21 protein-coding genes and 1 tRNA gene are annotated in these 17,121 nt (G+C 59.0%); 21 read left to right on the top strand and 1 reads right to left on the bottom strand.

What is annotated here, in order from left to right; genetic code table 11:
• The first annotated feature begins 38 nt into the window (after window positions 1–38).
• The 14 genes from hisD to tatC all read left to right on the top strand — a co-directional run bounded on the left by hisD (window position 39) and on the right by tatC (window position 10,047).
• Complete coding sequence (gene hisD, locus M0D69_RS20810) at window positions 39–1,364, top strand: histidinol dehydrogenase (protein ID WP_301783836.1); 1,326 nt, start codon at window positions 39–41, stop codon at window positions 1,362–1,364.
• A gap of 60 nt (window positions 1,365–1,424) precedes the next feature.
• Window positions 1,425–2,495, top strand: a complete 1,071-nt coding sequence (hisC, locus tag M0D69_RS20805) for a histidinol-phosphate transaminase (protein ID WP_301783835.1) — start codon at window positions 1,425–1,427, stop codon at window positions 2,493–2,495.
• Window positions 2,496–2,524: 29 nt separating this feature from the next.
• Window positions 2,525–3,112: an imidazoleglycerol-phosphate dehydratase HisB gene (gene hisB, locus M0D69_RS20800; protein ID WP_031362181.1), complete on the top strand. Its 588-nt coding sequence runs from the start codon at window positions 2,525–2,527 to the stop codon at window positions 3,110–3,112.
• 105 nt (window positions 3,113–3,217) lie between these two features.
• Window positions 3,218–3,838 carry a MarC family protein gene (locus M0D69_RS20795; protein WP_301783834.1) on the top strand — a complete coding sequence of 207 codons (621 nt, stop codon included), beginning with the start codon at window positions 3,218–3,220 and terminating at the stop codon, window positions 3,836–3,838.
• A gap of 31 nt (window positions 3,839–3,869) precedes the next feature.
• Window positions 3,870–4,520: an imidazole glycerol phosphate synthase subunit HisH gene (hisH, locus tag M0D69_RS20790; protein ID WP_301783833.1), complete on the top strand. Its 651-nt coding sequence runs from the start codon at window positions 3,870–3,872 to the stop codon at window positions 4,518–4,520.
• Between the two features lie 170 nt (window positions 4,521–4,690).
• Complete coding sequence (gene hisA / locus M0D69_RS20785; RefSeq protein WP_301783832.1) at window positions 4,691–5,443, top strand: 1-(5-phosphoribosyl)-5-[(5-phosphoribosylamino)methylideneamino]imidazole-4-carboxamide isomerase; 753 nt, start codon at window positions 4,691–4,693, stop codon at window positions 5,441–5,443.
• Window positions 5,444–5,714: 271 nt separating this feature from the next.
• Window positions 5,715–6,488, top strand: coding sequence for an imidazole glycerol phosphate synthase subunit HisF (gene hisF / locus M0D69_RS20780; RefSeq protein ID WP_301783831.1), 774 nt, complete (start codon window positions 5,715–5,717; stop codon window positions 6,486–6,488).
• Window positions 6,489–6,491: 3 nt separating this feature from the next.
• On the top strand, window positions 6,492–6,905 hold the full coding sequence (hisI, locus tag M0D69_RS20775; protein WP_301783830.1) for a phosphoribosyl-AMP cyclohydrolase: 414 nt from the start codon (window positions 6,492–6,494) through the stop codon (window positions 6,903–6,905).
• Entirely contained in the window at window positions 6,905–7,285 is a 381-nt protein-coding gene (locus tag M0D69_RS20770; RefSeq protein ID WP_047845404.1) for a phosphoribosyl-ATP diphosphatase, read from the top strand. Before hisI ends, M0D69_RS20770 begins: the two co-directional genes overlap by 1 nt.
• Before the next feature lie 45 nt (window positions 7,286–7,330).
• Window positions 7,331–7,723, top strand: a complete 393-nt coding sequence (locus M0D69_RS20765; protein ID WP_301783829.1) for a hypothetical protein — start codon at window positions 7,331–7,333, stop codon at window positions 7,721–7,723.
• A gap of 47 nt (window positions 7,724–7,770) precedes the next feature.
• Window positions 7,771–8,133, top strand: coding sequence for a histidine triad nucleotide-binding protein (locus M0D69_RS20760; RefSeq protein ID WP_047845406.1), 363 nt, complete (start codon window positions 7,771–7,773; stop codon window positions 8,131–8,133).
• 193 nt (window positions 8,134–8,326) lie between these two features.
• Window positions 8,327–8,557 (top strand): Sec-independent protein translocase subunit TatA, encoded by a 231-nt coding sequence (gene tatA / locus M0D69_RS20755; protein WP_047845407.1) that lies wholly within the window; start codon window positions 8,327–8,329, stop codon window positions 8,555–8,557.
• Between the two features lie 83 nt (window positions 8,558–8,640).
• Entirely contained in the window at window positions 8,641–9,177 is a 537-nt protein-coding gene (gene tatB, locus M0D69_RS20750; RefSeq protein WP_301783828.1) for a Sec-independent protein translocase protein TatB, read from the top strand.
• A 69-nt stretch (window positions 9,178–9,246) separates the two neighbouring features.
• Window positions 9,247–10,047 carry a twin-arginine translocase subunit TatC gene (tatC, locus tag M0D69_RS20745; RefSeq protein ID WP_301783827.1) on the top strand — a complete coding sequence of 267 codons (801 nt, stop codon included), beginning with the start codon at window positions 9,247–9,249 and terminating at the stop codon, window positions 10,045–10,047.
• Between the two features lie 139 nt (window positions 10,048–10,186).
• Here the strand turns inward: tatC and M0D69_RS20740 are convergent, their stop codons facing one another.
• Window positions 10,187–11,416 (bottom strand): S1C family serine protease, encoded by a 1,230-nt coding sequence (locus M0D69_RS20740; protein ID WP_301783826.1) that lies wholly within the window; start codon window positions 11,414–11,416, stop codon window positions 10,187–10,189.
• Window positions 11,417–11,436: 20 nt separating this feature from the next.
• Here M0D69_RS20740 and M0D69_RS20735 point away from each other — a divergent pair, with 20 nt between their 5' ends.
• The 7 genes from M0D69_RS20735 to M0D69_RS20705 all read left to right on the top strand — a co-directional run bounded on the left by M0D69_RS20735 (window position 11,437) and on the right by M0D69_RS20705 (window position 16,566).
• On the top strand, window positions 11,437–12,183 hold the full coding sequence (locus M0D69_RS20735) for a Nif3-like dinuclear metal center hexameric protein (protein WP_301783825.1): 747 nt from the start codon (window positions 11,437–11,439) through the stop codon (window positions 12,181–12,183).
• Window positions 12,184–12,388: 205 nt separating this feature from the next.
• Entirely contained in the window at window positions 12,389–13,009 is a 621-nt protein-coding gene (gene petA / locus M0D69_RS20730; protein WP_301783824.1) for a ubiquinol-cytochrome c reductase iron-sulfur subunit, read from the top strand.
• Window positions 13,009–14,391 (top strand): cytochrome bc complex cytochrome b subunit, encoded by a 1,383-nt coding sequence (locus tag M0D69_RS20725; RefSeq protein WP_301783823.1) that lies wholly within the window; start codon window positions 13,009–13,011, stop codon window positions 14,389–14,391. The genes petA and M0D69_RS20725 overlap by 1 nt, the downstream gene beginning before the upstream one ends.
• 48 nt (window positions 14,392–14,439) lie before the next feature.
• A complete protein-coding gene (locus M0D69_RS20720; RefSeq protein WP_301783822.1) occupies window positions 14,440–15,192 on the top strand; it encodes a cytochrome c1 in 753 nt (250 codons plus the stop codon).
• A gap of 97 nt (window positions 15,193–15,289) precedes the next feature.
• Window positions 15,290–15,901, top strand: coding sequence for a glutathione S-transferase N-terminal domain-containing protein (locus M0D69_RS20715; protein WP_031362199.1), 612 nt, complete (start codon window positions 15,290–15,292; stop codon window positions 15,899–15,901).
• Between the two features lie 64 nt (window positions 15,902–15,965).
• Entirely contained in the window at window positions 15,966–16,472 is a 507-nt protein-coding gene (locus tag M0D69_RS20710) for a ClpXP protease specificity-enhancing factor (protein WP_301783821.1), read from the top strand.
• Between the two features lie 18 nt (window positions 16,473–16,490).
• Window positions 16,491–16,566, top strand: a tRNA-Thr gene (locus tag M0D69_RS20705).
• The last annotated feature ends 555 nt before the right edge of the window (window positions 16,567–17,121 follow it).

Here is a 17,121-nt window from a genome sequence, read left to right as displayed (position 1 = left end):
AACGCGACGCAAGCCAAGGCAAACAAACGGATACCAGCATGTCTATCAAGATTCGCAAACTCGATTCCGGCGCCAACGGTTTTCACACGGCGCTGCACGCGGTGCTCGCGTTCGAGGCGAGCGAGGACGAAGCCATCGAGCGCTCGGTCGCGCAAATCCTCGCCGATGTCAAAACGCGTGGCGACGACGCCGTCCTGGACTACACGAACAAGTTCGACCGGTTGAAAGCCGAGAGCGTTGCGTCGCTGGAGTTGCCGCCGGCTGAACTGGAGGCGGCGCTCGAAGGGCTTGAGCCGAAACGCCGTGCAGCGTTGGAAGCGGCGGCGGCGCGCGTGCGCGGGTATCACGAGAAGCAGCGGATTGAATGCGGTAGCCATAGCTGGCAATACACGGAAGCGGACGGCACCGTGCTCGGGCAGAAAGTCACACCGCTGGATCGTGCCGGTATCTATGTGCCGGGCGGCAAGGCGGCGTATCCCTCATCAGTGCTGATGAACGCGATTCCCGCGCGCGTGGCCGGCGTGAAGGAAATCGTGATGGTCGTGCCCACGCCGGACGGCGTGAAAAATCCGCTCGTGCTCGCGGCGGCGTTGCTGGGTGGCGTGGATCGTGTATTCACCATCGGCGGCGCGCAGGCGATTGGCGCGCTGGCATACGGCACGCAATCCATTCCTGCCGTCGATAAAATCTGCGGTCCCGGCAACGCGTACGTGGCGTCGGCGAAACGGCGCGTGTTCGGCACGGTTGGTATCGACATGATCGCGGGACCGTCAGAGATCCTGATCATCTGCGACGCGACCACGGACCCGCGCTGGGTCGCGATGGACCTGTTCTCGCAAGCCGAACACGACGAACTCGCGCAATCCATCCTGCTGTGTCCGGACGCCGCGTTCATCCAGCGCGTGGAAGACGCGATCAACGAATTGCTGCCCACGTTGCCCCGCCGCGATGTGATCCAGCGCTCGCTCGAAGACCGCGGCGCGCTGATCAAGGTCGCGGACATGAACGAAGCCTGCACGATCGCCAACGACATCGCGCCGGAACACCTCGAAATTTCCGCGCTCGATCCGCATCACTGGGCGGCGAAGATTCGTCACGCGGGCGCGATCTTTCTTGGCCGCTATACGAGCGAAAGTCTTGGCGATTACTGCGCGGGGCCGAACCACGTGTTGCCGACATCGCGTACCGCGCGATTCTCTTCGCCGCTGGGCGTGTACGACTTCATGAAGCGCTCGAGCGTGATCGAAGTCAGCGCGGAAGGCGCGCAGACGCTCGGCGAGATAGCAGCGGAACTGGCATATGGCGAAGGGCTGCAGGCGCATGCGCGCAGCGCTGAATATCGGATGAAAAATACGTCGCAGTAAATCCAACATTGAGGCGGCCTTAGAGCCGCTCAACGTCCGGCGCTGGAGTCCGGCAATACCATGACACGACCACAAGACATTCTCCGCCCCGACGTCCTCGCGATGACGTGTTATCCCGTGCCGAACTCAACCGGCCTCGTGAAGCTCGACGCGATGGAAAATCCGTATCGGCTGCCGGCGAAACTGGCCGCCGAGTTGGGCGAACGGCTCGCGGACGTTGCGTTGAATCGATATCCGGAACCGCGCCCCACTGCGTTGCTCGAGAAAATCAAGTTCGCGATGCAGGTGCCCGCCGCATGCGAAGTGCTGCTCGGCAACGGTTCGGACGAACTGATCAGCATGATGTCGATGGCGTGTGCGAAACCCGGCGCCAAAGTGGTCGCGCCGGTTCCCGGCTTCGTGATGTACGCCATGTCGGCGAAATTCGCGCAGCTCGAGTTTATCGGCGTGCCGTTGAACGCCGACTTCACGCTCGACGCCGGCGCGCTGATCGCCGCCATCGAAACACATGCGCCCGCGCTCGTGTATCTCGCGTATCCGAACAATCCGACCGGCACGCTTTACGACGACGCCGATATCGAACGCGTGATCGCGGCGGCATCAAAGAGCCTGGTCGTGATCGACGAGGCGTATCAGCCGTTCGCCCAGCAAAGCTGGTTGCCACGCGCCGCTGATTTCGACAACGTGGTCGTGATGCGGACGATGTCGAAGCTCGGCCTCGCCGGTATCCGTCTCGGTTATCTGGCGGGCAAGGCGTCATGGACCACGGAATTCGATAAAGTGCGCCCGCCGTACAACGTCAACGTGCTGACGCAGGCGGCGGCGGACTTCATGCTCGATCACCTCGACGTCCTCGATGCCCAGGCCGCCGAACTTCGTACTGAACGCACGCATCTGGAAGACGCGATCAAGGCGATGCCCGGCGCGACCGTTTTCCCGAGCGCGGGCAACTTCCTGCTCGTTCGCGTTCCCGACGCCGCCGCTGTCTTCGAAACCCTGCTGACGTCGCGGGTTTTAGTCAAAAACGTGAGTAAAATGCATCCGTTATTGGCAAATTGCGTGCGTTTGACGGTGGGATCGGCGGATGAGAATGCGCAAATGATCGCCGCCCTGAAACTCGCGCTGCACTGAAATCTCTTAAAAGTCTCCAAGGAAACACCATGCGTATTGCGGAAGTCGTTCGCAACACCAGCGAAACGCAGATCCGTGTGAAGCTCGATCTGGATGGCACGGGCAAGCAAAAGCTTGCTACCGGCGTGCCGTTTCTCGACCACATGCTCGACCAGATCGCGCGTCACGGCCTCTTCGACCTTGAAGTCGAAGCGCATGGCGACCTTCATATCGACGATCACCATACGGTGGAAGACACCGGCATCACGCTGGGCCAGGCAGTGGCGAAGGCTATTGGCGATCGTAAGGGCATTCGCCGGTATGGCCATTCCTACGTGCCGCTCGACGAAGCGCTGTCGCGCGTCGTGATCGATTTTTCGGGCCGTCCGGGGCTGGAATTTCACGTGCCGTTCACGCGTGCGCGCATTGGTACGTTCGACGTCGATCTCACCATCGAATTCTTCCGCGGCTTTGTGAATCACGCGGGCGTGACGCTGCACATCGACAATTTGCGCGGCATCAACGCGCATCATCAGGTGGAAACCGTCTTCAAGGCGTTCGGACGCGCGCTGCGCATGGCTGTTGAGTTGGACGAGCGCGCGGCAGGACAGATTCCATCGACCAAGGGCAGCCTTTAAGCGCCTTCTAAATAACGCGGAAAACCGGCAAACGCCGGGCGTGCTCTCAAGGTTGATTGAGCGCGTCCGGGCCGTCCGCGTCGATACGAGCCATGACGGGCTGCGATGAATCTACTCAAATCGTTTATTTCGTTGCTCGCGCTGATCAATCCGGTCGGTGCGATCCCGTTTTTCCTGAGCCTGACCACCGATATGTCGAGCTCGGAAAAGGCCGGCACGATCCGGATCGCGTCTATTTCGGTGTTCTGCGTGATTGCCGTGACGGCGTTGCTCGGGCAGCAGATCATCGCGTTCTTCGGGATTTCCGTCGGGTCTCTTGAAGTGGGCGGCGGCATCATCATGTTGCTGATGGCGATCAACATGTTGAACGCGCAAGTTGGCAACGCACGCTCCACGCCGGAAGAGCGCCACGAAGCCGAGATGAAAAACAGCATCGCGGTCGTACCGCTCGCCATTCCGCTGCTGACGGGGCCGGGCTCTATCAGCACGGTGATCGTCTATTCTGCAAGTGTGGCGCACTGGTATGACCGTATCGGGCTGGTCATGATCGGCGCGGTGCTGGCGGCGCTGTGTTTCGGTGCGCTGCGCCTTGCTGAACCCATTGCGCGGTGGGTCGGCCGGACCGGCATTAACATCGGTACGCGGCTGATGGGTTTGATGCTGTCGGCGCTGGCGGTGGAATTTATCGTCAACGGATTGAAGGCGTTGCTGCCCTCTTTGAAATAGCGTTCTAGAACCTGCTGAATTGAATACTTCGATGAAAACTTCGATAGCAATCGTGGATTACGGCATGGGCAACCTGCGCTCCGTGTATCAGGCGCTCCGCAAGGCGGCGCCGGAAGCGGACGTGGCGATCGTCGGGCAGCCGGAAGCCATCCGCGCGGCCGATCGCGTTGTGTTGCCGGGGCAGGGCGCCATGCGCGACTGCATGGCGCATCTCGGTGCGTCCGGTCTGCAGGAAGCGGTGATCGAAGCTGCGCGCGACAAACCCATGCTGGGCGTGTGCGTCGGCGAGCAGATGCTGTTCGACTGGAGCCAGGAAGGGGACGCGAAGGGAACGAACGGCCTTGGTCTGATACCCGGCAAGGTCGTGCGCTTTGAATTGGAAGGCAGGCTGCAGGACGACGGTTCGCGTTTCAAAGTCCCGCAGATGGGCTGGAATCGCGTGCGCCAGACGCAGCGGCATGCGCTTTGGGACGGCGTGCCCGACGAATCGTTTTTCTATTTCGTGCACAGTTATTACGGCGTTCCGGACAATCCGGCGCATACATCCGGCGAAACGATGTACGGCGCGCCGTTTACCTCGGCCATCGCGCGGGACAATCTGTTCGCGACCCAGTTTCACCCTGAGAAGAGCGCCGACGCGGGCTTGCGGCTGTATCGAAACTTCGTACACTGGAAACCGTAATGTTCGCGGTTTCGATGCTGTTTTAGCGCTGCTTTGACGTTTTGGCTTATGCCGTTTGCAGCCGCGAGCCTTGCATTACTTGTACTACACTAGCGAAACGGTAGGCGAAACAGGCACTGTGCCAAAGTTTGCAACCGTTCGATTAACCCTCATCCGATAACGCTATTTCTATGTTGCTCATTCCGGCCATCGATCTAAAAGACGGTCAGTGCGTACGCCTTAAACAAGGCGATATGGACCAGGCGACCATTTTTTCCGAAGATCCGGCGGCAATGGCCCGGCTATGGGTCGATCGGGGCGCACGGCGGCTGCATCTCGTCGACCTGAACGGCGCATTTGCCGGCAAGCCGAAAAACGAAGACGCCATTCGCGCGATCATCCAGGAAGTCGGCAACGACATCCCGGTGCAGCTTGGCGGCGGCATTCGCGACCTGAACACCATCGAGCGGTATCTCGACGACGGCCTGGAGTACGTGATCATCGGCACGGCTGCGGTGAAAAATCCGGGCTTCCTGCAGGATGCGTGTACCGCGTTCGCGGGTCATATCATCGTCGGGTTGGACGCGAAGGACGGCAAGGTCGCCACCGACGGCTGGAGCAAGCTGACCGGTCATGAAGTCATCGACCTTGGCCGCAAGTTCGAGGACTACGGCTGCGAGGCGATCATCTACACGGATATCGGCCGCGACGGCATGTTGCAAGGCATCAACATTGAAGCCACCGTGCGGCTGGCGCAAGCCGTCAAGATCCCGGTGATCGCGAGCGGCGGATTGTCGAATCTCGGCGACATCGACTCCCTGTGCGAAGTGGAAGACGAAGGCATTGAAGGCGTAATCTGCGGACGTGCGATTTATTCGGGCGATCTGGATTTCGCCGCCGCACAAGCACGCGCCGACAAATTGCGCGAAGCCGACGACGCCTGATCGACGTGTGTTGTGGAGCGTGCCGCGTAGTCGAGGGTAAATTTGACGACGACGGGGCGAGCATTTCGGCACGCCTGATTTAAGCGCCTTCTGCGCTTTCTGCCGGTGGTCGATCCCCATGCAGGACGGCTTCCTGCTCAGCGTGATCGACGCTGCGCGCCGCAAGTCGCTTTAGACGGTGCGGCGTTCTTTGCGCGGCGGGTCACAATGTCAACCAAACCGCCTCGCTTTCATAAGCACTCACTCGCAGCAAAACGGCATTCGCAAGAACATGGCTCTCGCTAAACGCATCATCCCGTGTCTCGACGTCACCGCTGGCCGCGTGGTCAAGGGCGTCAATTTCCTCGAATTGCGCGACGCGGGCGACCCCGTCGAAATCGCACGCCGATACGACGACCAGGGCGCCGACGAACTCACGTTTCTCGACATCACGGCGACCTCGGACCAGCGTGACCTGATTCTGCCGATCATCGAACAGGTGGCGTCGCAAGTATTCATTCCGCTGACCGTTGGCGGCGGCGTGCGCGCGGTGGAGGACGTGCGCCGGCTGCTGAACGCGGGCGCCGACAAGATCAGCATGAATTCATCGGCGGTGTCGAATCCGCAACTCGTGCGCGATGCGTCGGATAAACATGGTTCGCAGTGCATCGTGGTCGCCATCGACGCGAAACGTGTCAGCGCCGTGGGCGAAACCCCGCGCTGGGAAGTATTCACGCATGGCGGCCGCAAGAACACCGGGCTCGACGTGATCGAATGGGCGCGAAAGATGGCGGAATTTGGCGCCGGCGAAATCCTCCTGACCAGCATGGATCGCGATGGCACGAAAAGCGGCTTCGATCTTGCGCTGACGCGTGCGGTCTCGGACGCCATTTCCATTCCGGTGATTGCATCGGGCGGCGTGGGTTCGCTTGCGCATCTCGCCGATGGCATCACCGAAGGTCACGCCGATGCGGTGCTTGCCGCCAGCATCTTCCACTATGGCGAACACACGGTCGGCGAGGCAAAACGCTTCATGGCCGATCAGGGCATCTCGGTGAGGATTTAAGCGGTGACTGCACAAACTGAAGAAACGGGCTGGATCGAGAAAGTCAGATGGGACGCAAACGGCCTCGTGCCGGTGATCGCGCAGGAATCGACGACCGGCGACGTGCTGATGTTCGCGTGGATGAACCGCGAAGCATTGGCGAAAACCATCGAATTGAAGCGCGCGGTGTATTACTCGCGTTCGCGCCAACGCTTGTGGTTCAAGGGCGAGGAATCGGGACACGTCCAGCACGTGCATGAAGTCCGGCTTGATTGCGACGAAGACGTCGTCTTGTTGAAAGTGGAGCAGGTGTCGGGCATTGCATGCCACACCGGACGCCACTCATGCTTTTTCCAGAAATTCGAGGGATCGGTGGAAACGGGCGACTGGGTCGCGGTCGATCCGGTCTTGATGGACCCTGAACATATCTATAAGTAATGACTCAAGCCACGCTTTCCACGCAAGACACGCTGCTGCGCCTCGCCGCGATTATCGATAGTCGCAAGGGGGGAGACCCGGAACAATCCTACGTTTCCCGACTCTTTCATAAAGGTGACGACGCCATCCTTAAAAAGATCGGCGAAGAAGCTACCGAAGTCGTGCTGGCCGCGAAGGACACGCGACACGGCGGCGCACCCAAGGCGCTTGTCGGCGAAGTGGCCGACTTGTGGTTCCATTGTCTCGTGATGCTGTCCCATTTCGACCTCGGTCCGGCAGACGTCATTGCCGAACTTGAACGTCGGGAAGGGATGTCGGGGATCGAAGAGAAGGCGTTGCGTAAATCCCGCGATCGCGAGCAAAACGAAAACGGCGGCTAAGCCGCACGGTCAGGTTAAGTTCGACCGGTCGCCGAGGAGGATGAAATGAATCAATCTTACGAGCCTTATCCGCCACCTGTTTATGAGAACTCGCCCGATTCGGAACGCATGCGCAGCTTGCGCACGTTGACGCACGTCCTGTATGCGCTCTACGCCGCGTATTGGCTGACTGGCGGACTGACTGTGCTGATCGCGATCATCATCAATTATCTGAAACGCGATGACGTCGCCGGCACGCCCTATGAAGCGCATTTCCGATGGCAGATCCGCACCTTCTGGCTGGCGCTGCTCGGTCATGTGATCGGTGTAGCGTTGCTCTGGGTGTTCATCGGCTTCCCGATTTTGTTCGTTGTCGGAATCTGGACGCTTTATCGCGTTATAAAGGGCTGGCTGTTTTTGTACGAAAACAAGCCGTTGCAACCGCGCGCCTGGGTTTGATGTTGAACGTTTAATCCTCATTCATATCGGGGTATCCCGCGAGACACATGAGCCAAGAGAACTGCATTTTCTGCAAGATCGCCGCGGGAGAAATTCCGAGCAAGAAAGTCCATGAGGACGATGAATTCGTCGCTTTTCACGACATCAATCCGGCCGCGCCCGTCCATGTGCTGGTGATCCCGCGTAAACACATCGAGACGCTCTCGAGCTGCACCGAAGCCGATGCGCCGCTGCTTGGTAGAATGCTGAGCCTGACGGCGCGGCTTGCCGGCGAATTGGGCGTGGCGTACACCGGCGGCGATACCGGTTTTCGGACCGTCATCAATACAGGTCCGGGCGGCGGGCAAGAGGTGTATCACATCCACGCCCACATCCTCGCTGGGGAGCGTCCGTGGCGCCGGATGGGCTGAACGGATTTTTCGATGGATACGCCTGATCGCGCGATCAGGATGTAATGAAAACGAAAGCGTCTTTCCATCGCAATATTGCGCGCGCAAAATATCGGTTTAAACATCGGGGCGTCGATGCTCCGACTCGGGCCGCAAGGTCCACATTCTTCGTCGCGAGCGACATGCGCGGCGAGGCCAAGGAGAGTTTTCAGTCATGGGTTCGTTGAGCATTTGGCATTGGTTGATCGTTCTGCTGATCGTGGCACTGGTTTTCGGCACGAAGAAGCTGCGTAACATCGGCGGCGATCTGGGCGGCGCAGTGAAGGGATTCAAGGAAGGTATGAAGGAAGGCGAAACCACGCCGGCTGAGCAGCGTGAACTGCCACGCAACGGTGCGGTCGACGTCGAAGCGAAGGACAAGACCCGTTCGAGCGACTACCGCTAATCAAGCTGCTTAATTAAATACGATAAGCACGGTAAGCACGGCACCGGCCACATCCACTCGCCACCTTCAGGATCTTCGATTCCATGCTCGACCTTGGTCTGACCAAAATGGCGCTGATCGGCGTCGTCGCGCTGGTAGTGCTTGGGCCGGAACGTTTGCCCGGCGTGGCACGAACGGCCGGCGCGTTGTTTGGCCGCGCGCAGCGGTATATCAACGACGTCAAGGCCGAAGTCTCACGCGAGATGGAACTCGACGAGTTGAAGAAGATGCGCACCGAGTTCGAAACGGCGGCATCGAATGTCGAGAACAAGATTCACGACAATCTGCGCCAGCATGAAAACGAACTCAACGACGCCTGGAACCAGGGCACGTCGGTGTCGGACAGCGTGGCGGGCGGTGGCGATCCGAATCTGACTCACGTTTCGGGTGACGCCTGGAGTTCTTCCACGAATAGCAGCAACGCGTCGCCCACGAAGCGCAAGAACTGGCGCGTCAAGCAGACCGCCATTCCGAACTGGTACAAGCGCACCACGTTGCGCAAGACGCGTGTCCAATCAGGCGCGGCGCGCGTGGCGCGGCATACCCCTGAGACGCTGCGCCGTCCCACGCGGTTTTTCTGATGTTTTCCACGCTTTCATTGCGCGTCCACCACTTTCCCTTCCATCGATGAATCCCAGCAGAGGGCCGGCGTGAGCGACCCGCAACAGATTAAAGACGAGCCCGTCGAAGAGACGTTTATCTCGCACCTGGTCGAACTGCGCGACCGCATCATCCGCGCAGGCGCTTCAGTCATCGTCGTGTTCATCGGCCTGGTTTATTGGGCGCCCGACATCTTCCGGTTACTCGCGCGTCCGCTGATGCAGAACTTGCCTAAGGACGGCAAGATGATTGTCACCGACGTCACCGGTTCGTTCTTCGTGCCGATGAAAGTGACCATGATGGTCGCGCTGGTTATTGCGCTGCCTATCGTGCTGTACCAGATCTGGGCGTTTATCGCGCCGGGGCTGTATCAGCATGAAAAGAAGCTGGTCGTGCCGCTGGTCGGCAGCAGCTACTTCCTGTTTCTGTGCGGCATGGCGTTCGCGTACTTCGTCGTGTTTCCGACCATTTTCCGTGTGATGGCGCACTACAACGCGCCGCTCGGTGCGGAAATGACGACGGATATCGATAATTACCTGAGCTTCGTCCTCACCATGTTTCTAGCGTTCGGCGTGACCTTCGAGGTGCCGATCATCGTGGTGATCCTGGCGCGAATGGGGTTCGTGACGATCAAGAAATTGCGCCAGATCCGACCGTATGTGATTGTCGGCGCGTTCGTGGTGTCTGCGGTGGTGACGCCGCCGGACGTGTTCTCGCAACTGATCCTGGCTGTACCGCTGATTATTCTTTATGAGGTCGGCATCATTGCGGCGCGAATTATCGTGGGCAAGGACAAGATCAAGGAGCAGGAAGCGGAAGCCGCGGAGGACGTCAAGCGGGATGGAGATTGAAGGTTTCAGGCAGCGGGTGATTGAAACCTCGACATGAAAGAGAAAAGGCCGTTTCCAACGTGAGTTGGAAACGGCCTTTTTCTTATCGCGCGCGACACGCAGAGTCGCAGATCAATGAGCGGGCAACACCGCCAATACCTCACTCGTCGCTCTGATCCCCCTGATCGCCACCGCCTTGGTCGTCCGGCGCCTGGGGTTGCTTGGGCTGCATCGGCCGTTTGCCGATCACCACGGCCAGGTCCAGTTCCTTGCTTTTGCGCATGAGATGCACCTTCACCGAGGTTCCCGGCTTGATCTGCGCTACAACGTTCAGCAGGCGCGTGGTGTCGGTGATGGTGTCGTCGTTGATGCTGATCAGGATGTCGCCGGGCTTGATGCCGGCCTTGTCGGCCGGTCCGCCTTGCAATACGCCCGCCACGATCGCGCCTGACTTTTGCTCGAGCCCGAACGATTCCGCGATCTCCGGCGTCACGTCCTGCGGTTCCACGCCGATCCAGCCGCGCGTGACCGTGCCTGTGGTGATGATGCTTTCCAGCACGCTGCGCGCCGTCGACACGGGAATCGCAAAGCCGATCCCGAGCGAGCCGCCGCTGCGCGAATAGATTGCCGTATTGATGCCGAGCAGATTGCCGTTCACGTCGACTAGCGCACCGCCCGAATTACCCGGGTTGATCGCGGCGTCGGTCTGAATAAAATTTTCGAACGTATTGATGCCGAGGTGATTGCGTCCAAGCGCGCTGACAATCCCCATGGTCACCGTTTGCCCGACACCGAACGGATTGCCGATCGCCAGCACCACGTCGCCCACACGCGTCTGATCCATGCGACCAAGCGTGATGATGGGCAGGTTTGTCATATTGATCTTCAGCACGGCGAGATCGGTTTCCGGATCCACGCCGATTACTTTCGCTGTCGACGTCCGTCCGTCAGCCAACGCAACTTCGATCTGATCAGCCCCATCCACGACATGTTGGTTCGTTAGAATGTAACCTTCGGAGCTGACGATCACACCTGAGCCGAGATTCGACGCCGGCGTTTCTTCGCCCTTGCGCTTGTTCTTGTCGCCGAAAAAATAGCGGAACAGCGGGTCTTTCGCGCGCGGATCGGGCGGTAGTGAGCCGTCCTTGCTCGAAAATACGTTGACCACGGCGGGCATCGCTTTCTGCGCGCCATCCGCGTAGGACGACTGGGCGGGCCGGGAACCCATGCTCGGCGCAACTTCCTGCAACGCAACGATCGGTTCGGCGAGTTGCTTGCCGAACGTTCCCTGGCGTTGAAGCCACTGCGGTTTCAAGGTCGCGACGATGAACATCAGCGCCAAAAGCACGGTCACCGCTTGGGCAAAAAACAGCCAGAAGCGTCTAAGCATTTGATGGAATAGAGGAATTCATGGATCGGATCGAACTGGAATTGTATCTGAACAATCTGCTTGAAATCGGGCGCTTCAAGGACTATTGCCCGAATGGTCTGCAGGTTGAAGGCTCACGCCGCGTTGGGAAACTGGCAACGGGCGTAACGGCTTCACTGGCATTTCTGGAGGCCGCTATCGAGTGGGGCGCCGATGCCGTGCTCGTGCATCACGGCTACTTCTGGAAGAACGAGGCGCCGCAGATCACCGGGCGCAAATATCACCGCCTGAAGACGCTGCTCGCTCACGACATCAACCTGTTCGCGTATCACTTGCCGCTCGACTCGCATCCCGAGTTCGGCAATAACGCCCAGCTCGGCGCGCGTCTGGGCTTGATCGCGGACAACCGTTTCGGCGACCAGGATCTTGGCTGGATCGCGTCGTTGCCTGTGCCCTTGTCACTCGAGCATTTCACCGCGACAGTCGAAAATGAAGTCGGACGCAAGCCGCTCGTGCTCGGCAATCCGGACTGGGAGCTGCGTCGCGTTGCATGGTGCACGGGCGCCGCGCAGGGTTTCTTTGACGAAGCCATTGCCGCCGGCGCCGATGTCTACGTGAGCGGCGAAGTGTCGGAGCAGACCATGCATATCGCGGCCGAAAGCGGCGTGGCCTACATTGCGGCGGGGCATCATGCCACCGAGCGATACGGCGTTCAGGCGCTCGGCGCCCATGTGGCGGAGCATTTCGATATCGAGCACGTCTTTATCGATATCGATAATCCTGTCTGATTATCTTGCGCTGCAATAAATAATCGGGATGGGTTAAATAACCCCTTCATTCGATAGTCCCGATAAGTGCGGGGAAACCCTTAAGAATGAAGGACTTCGAGCGTTTTTTGCTATTCAACTCTTGTAAATGACGACTCCATTCGCGCACACTAGCGTCGGTAGAACGAACTGACGGTATAAATCCAACTTAGAAGTGGGGCGTGTGATGCGAGACAACGAAGATCAACGCGTCGACGGCAGCCGCCGAACCTGGCTGATCACGACGACCGTAGTGGGCGGACTGGGCGGCGTAGCCGCTTGCGTCCCGTTCGTCGGGTCGTTTGCACCGTCGGAAAAAGCCAAGGCAGCGGGCGCGCCGGTCGAAGTGGATATATCAGGTCTCAAGCCTGGTGACCTGATGACGGTTGCCTGGCGCGGTAAGCCGGTGTGGATCCTGAACCGTACCGACGAAATGCTCGCCGATGTGAAGAAAGCCGATCCGGAGCTCGCCGACCCGCAGTCGAAGAAAGAATTCACGATGCCGCTACCGGAGTACTGCAACAACGAGTACCGGTCGCGCGCCGATCACAAGAACGTACTGGTTGCCGTAGCAGTCTGTACGCACCTTGGCTGCACTCCCACCCCGCGCTTCCAGGAAGGCGCCCAACCCAATCTCCCCGACGACTGGCCCGGCGGCTTTCTCTGCCCATGCCATGGTTCGACCTACGATCTGTCTGGCCGTGTCTTCAAGAACAAGCCGGCACCGCAGAACCTGGACATCCCGCCCTATATGTTCACTTCGGCGACGTCACTCGTGATTGGCAAGGACGAAAAGGGAGAAGCGTAATGGCGGCTACCGATAAAGACGTTGAAACAACGGGTTTCCTGGGTTGGATCGACCGGCGTTTTCCGCTGACATCGACCTGGAAGACGCACGTTTCCGAGTACTACGCGCCGAAGAACTTCAATTTCTGGTACTTCTTCGGCTCACTGGCGCTGCTGGTGCTGGTGAACCAGATCGTCACCGGCATCTTCCTGACGATGAACTACAAACCCGACGCAACGCTCGCGTTTGCATCGGTCGAATACATCATGCGCGAAGTGCCGTGGGGCTGGCTCATTCGCTACATGCACTCCACGGGCGCCTCGATGTTCTTCGTCGTCGTCTACCTGCACATGTTCCGCGGGCTGATGTACGGCTCGTACCGCAAGCCGCGTGAACTCGTGTGGATCTTCGGCTGCGCGATCTTCCTGTGCCTGATGGCCGAAGCGTTCTTCGGTTATCTCTTGCCTTGGGGCCAGATGTCGTTCTGGGGCGCGCAGGTGATCGTGAACTTGTTCTCGGCGATTCCGTTTATCGGGCCGGATCTGTCGCTGTGGATTCGCGGCGATTACGTCGTGTCGGACGTGACGCTCAACCGCTTTTTCGCGTTCCATGTGGTCGCTATTCCGCTGGTGCTGATCGGGCTGGTCGTCGCGCACCTGGTGGCGCTGCACGAAGTGGGATCGAATAACCCGGACGGCATCGAGATCAAGGCGAAGAAGGATGAAAAGGGCATTCCGCTCGACGGCATCCCGTTCCATCCGTACTACTCCGTCCACGATTTCATGGGCGTCTGCGTGTTCCTGTTCATCTTCGCCGCGATCATTTTCTTCGCACCGGAAATGGGCGGGTATTTCCTCGAAGCGAACAATTTCGTACCTGCAAATTCGCTGCAGACACCGCCTGAAATCGCGCCGGTCTGGTACTTCACGGCTTTCTACGCCATGCTGCGTGCCACCACGGATCCATTCAAGATCGTGCTGATGATCGTGATTGCGGCGCTGGGCGTGCTGGCGCTGCTGCGAGCGCGCGGCAAATGGCGGCTGGGATTGCCGGTGCTGGCGTTATTGGTCGTGGTGTTCATGGCGTTGACGGAATCGAAGTTCTGGGGCGTGGTGGTGATGGGGACTGCGGTAGTGTCGTTGTTCTTCCTGCCGTGGCTTGACCGTAGTCCCGTCAAGTCCATCCGATACCGTCCGCTTTTCCACAAGGTCTTCTATGGCGTCTTCGTGTTTGCGTTCCTGGTACTCGGCTATCTCGGCACGAAACCGCCGTCGCCGGCCAGCACGCTGATCGCGCAGATCTGTGCGTTGATTTATTTCGGGTTTTTCCTCGGCATGCCCTTCTGGACGACGCGCGGCCGCTTCAAGCAGCCGCCGGATCGCGTGCGGTTCAAGCCGCATTGACCCCGCGCCCAGACAGCAACCATGTTGCATGAGACCAGAGACACGACGATGAAAAAATGGTTTTCTACCCTCGCGGTGATTGGCGCGGCGCTGATTACGTTCGGCTTGACCCCGGCGCATGCGCAAGAAGTGCCGCTCGATGCCGCGCCCGATAGCGCCGATAATTTCGCTTCGCTTCAACACGGCGCCAAATTATTTGTAAACTATTGTCTGAATTGCCACAGCGCGAATTTGATGCGTTACAACCGGCTGACGGACATCGGCATCGATCCGAAGGAGATCCAGGCGAATTTGCTCTTCACCACGGACAAGATCGGCAACACGATGACGATCGCCATGCGTCCCGACGATGCAAAAACGTGGTTCGGAGCGTCGCCGCCGGATTTGTCGGTGGAGGCGAGGGCACGCGGCAAGGATTGGATCTACACGTACTTGCGGAGTTTTTATCGCGACGATACCCGGCCGACCGGCTGGAACAATCTTGTGTATGAAAACGTCGCAATGCCGCATGTGCTGTGGGAATTGCAGGGCGTGCGGACGGCGAAATTCGATACTGAAGTCGACGAGAAAACTGGCGAAAAGGTCAAACATTTCGCGGGTTATACCCAAGTGACTCCGGGGACGATGTCGCCAGTAGATTATGATTCGGCTATGGCCGATCTGGTTTCGTACCTGTCGTGGATGTCGGAACCGGCCCAGCAGACGCGAAAACAGCTAGGCGTCTGGGTCCTGATGTTCTTGGGTATTTTGAGTTTTCTGGCGTGGCGCCTCAACGCGGCATACTGGAAGCAGATTAAATAACACGCCGCGATCGGTGTGGGTCAGCGTCGTCAAAGCGCCTCCTAGCAGGCGCTTTTCGCACGCTGGCCCTTATGTTTTTCTGAAGGGACTTTTAATCATGATGGTTTTGTACTCCGGCACTACTTGCCCGTTCTCCCAGCGCTGCCGGCTGGTGTTGTTCGAAAAGGGCATGGACTTCGAAATCCGCGACGTTGACCTGTTCAACAAGCCGGAAGACATCGCGGTGATGAATCCGTACGGACAGGTGCCGATCCTGGTCGAGCGCGACCTGATCCTGTACGAATCGAACATCATCAACGAATACATCGACGAGCGTTTTCCGCATCCGCAACTCATGCCCGCCGATCCGGTACAGCGCGCCCGCGCTCGCCTGTTCCTGCTGAACTTCGAGAAAGAGCTGTTCGTGCACGTCGGCACGCTGGAAAACGAGAAGGGCAAGGCAGCGGAAAAGAATCACGAGAAGGCACGCAATGCCATCCGCGATCGCCTGACGCAACTCGCCCCCATTTTCCTGAAGAACAAGTACATGCTCGGCGAAGAGTTTTCCATGCTCGACGTGGCCATTGCGCCGCTGTTGTGGCGCCTGGATCACTATGGCATCGAGCTGTCGAAGAACGCTGCGCCGTTGATGAAGTACGCCGAGCGAATTTTCAGCCGGCCGGCTTATATCGAAGCGCTGACGCCTTCGGAAAAAGTGATGCGTCGCTAACGTATTCGAGTGCGGGGCTTGCCGGCTAGACCGGCGGTGCTCCGCATCGATAGAGGGCAAGTCGATGCAAGAAATATCCACCAAGCCTTATCTACTGCGCGCGCTCTACGAGTGGTGCACGGATAACGGCTTTACGCCGCATATCGCGGTGCGGGTCGACAACGGCACACGCGTGCCGCGCCAGTTCGTGCGCAACGACGAGATCGTGCTGAACATCAGCTTCGAGGCCACAAGCCAGCTGCAGATGGGCAATGAGTGGATCGAGTTCAGCGCGCGCTTTTCGGGCAAGTCGCACAAGATCGAGGTGCAGGTCGCCAACGTGCTCGCCATTTATGCACGAGAGAATGGCCAGGGCATGGCGTTTCCCGTCGATTCCGCTGCGATCGGCGCGGCACCGGATGTGTCGGGCGAGGGCGGGCCGCGTTCGTCGGAGTTGGGCCCGGACGAAAGTGGGGCTGAGCGGATCGAGCATCGTGAGACGACGGCGTCCACTCGAGGCGATGACGAGTCTCCTCCCGACGACGATGGATCTAAATCACCTGGTCGAGGCCACCTCAAGGTCGTCAAATGAAGTAAAATCGCTGACTTCGCCGGCTTAGCTCATCAGGTAGAGCAGTTGATTTGTAATCAGAAGGTGGCGGGTTCGAGTCCTGCAGCCGGCACCAATTTAGCTTTTCATGAAGCACCAAGACGTTGTTCAACCCGCGCCTGGCAACGGTCCGCGGGGTTTTTCTTTTCCGGCTTGTGTGAGGCGTTGAGCGCGGAGTGAGTGTCGAACGCCTGTGTGAATTGCGCGTTGGCCGTTTGCCGCTCACTGGATGCTAGTCGGAAGACCGATAGCTTCCGTAGGCGAAATCTCTGGGACGGTGCATGCGTGACGTGATTGGCGTGTGGGGCGCGCCACGGTTATTCGGTACGAATTCAGTCCTCGGTATCTCATGCCAGACAGACGCTTTCTGCGTGCCTTTAATATTCTTTTCACAAACCCCTTGCGCAACCCCGAAGCACCCACTAGAATTCGGCCTCTTCGCTTCTGGATGAGGCGGAGAGAAGCGGGAAGTAAGGGGTTAGCGGTTCGATTTCGGTAGCGGGAGAGCCAGGCAGGACGGCCCTCGCAGGGAATCGACGGTCCAGGTGGTTGTGATATGAAGTTTGTCACGATGCGGTAAAAAACCTGTTGACGAAACGCGAAGCGCCGGACATAATCTCGTTTCTGTGCT

It is taken from the genome of Caballeronia sp. SEWSISQ10-4 2 (assembly GCF_030464885.1).
Taxonomy (GTDB): domain Bacteria; phylum Pseudomonadota; class Gammaproteobacteria; order Burkholderiales; family Burkholderiaceae; genus Caballeronia.
Note: the sequence above shows the minus strand (reverse complement) of the source record. Positions and strands in the feature narration are given on the sequence as shown.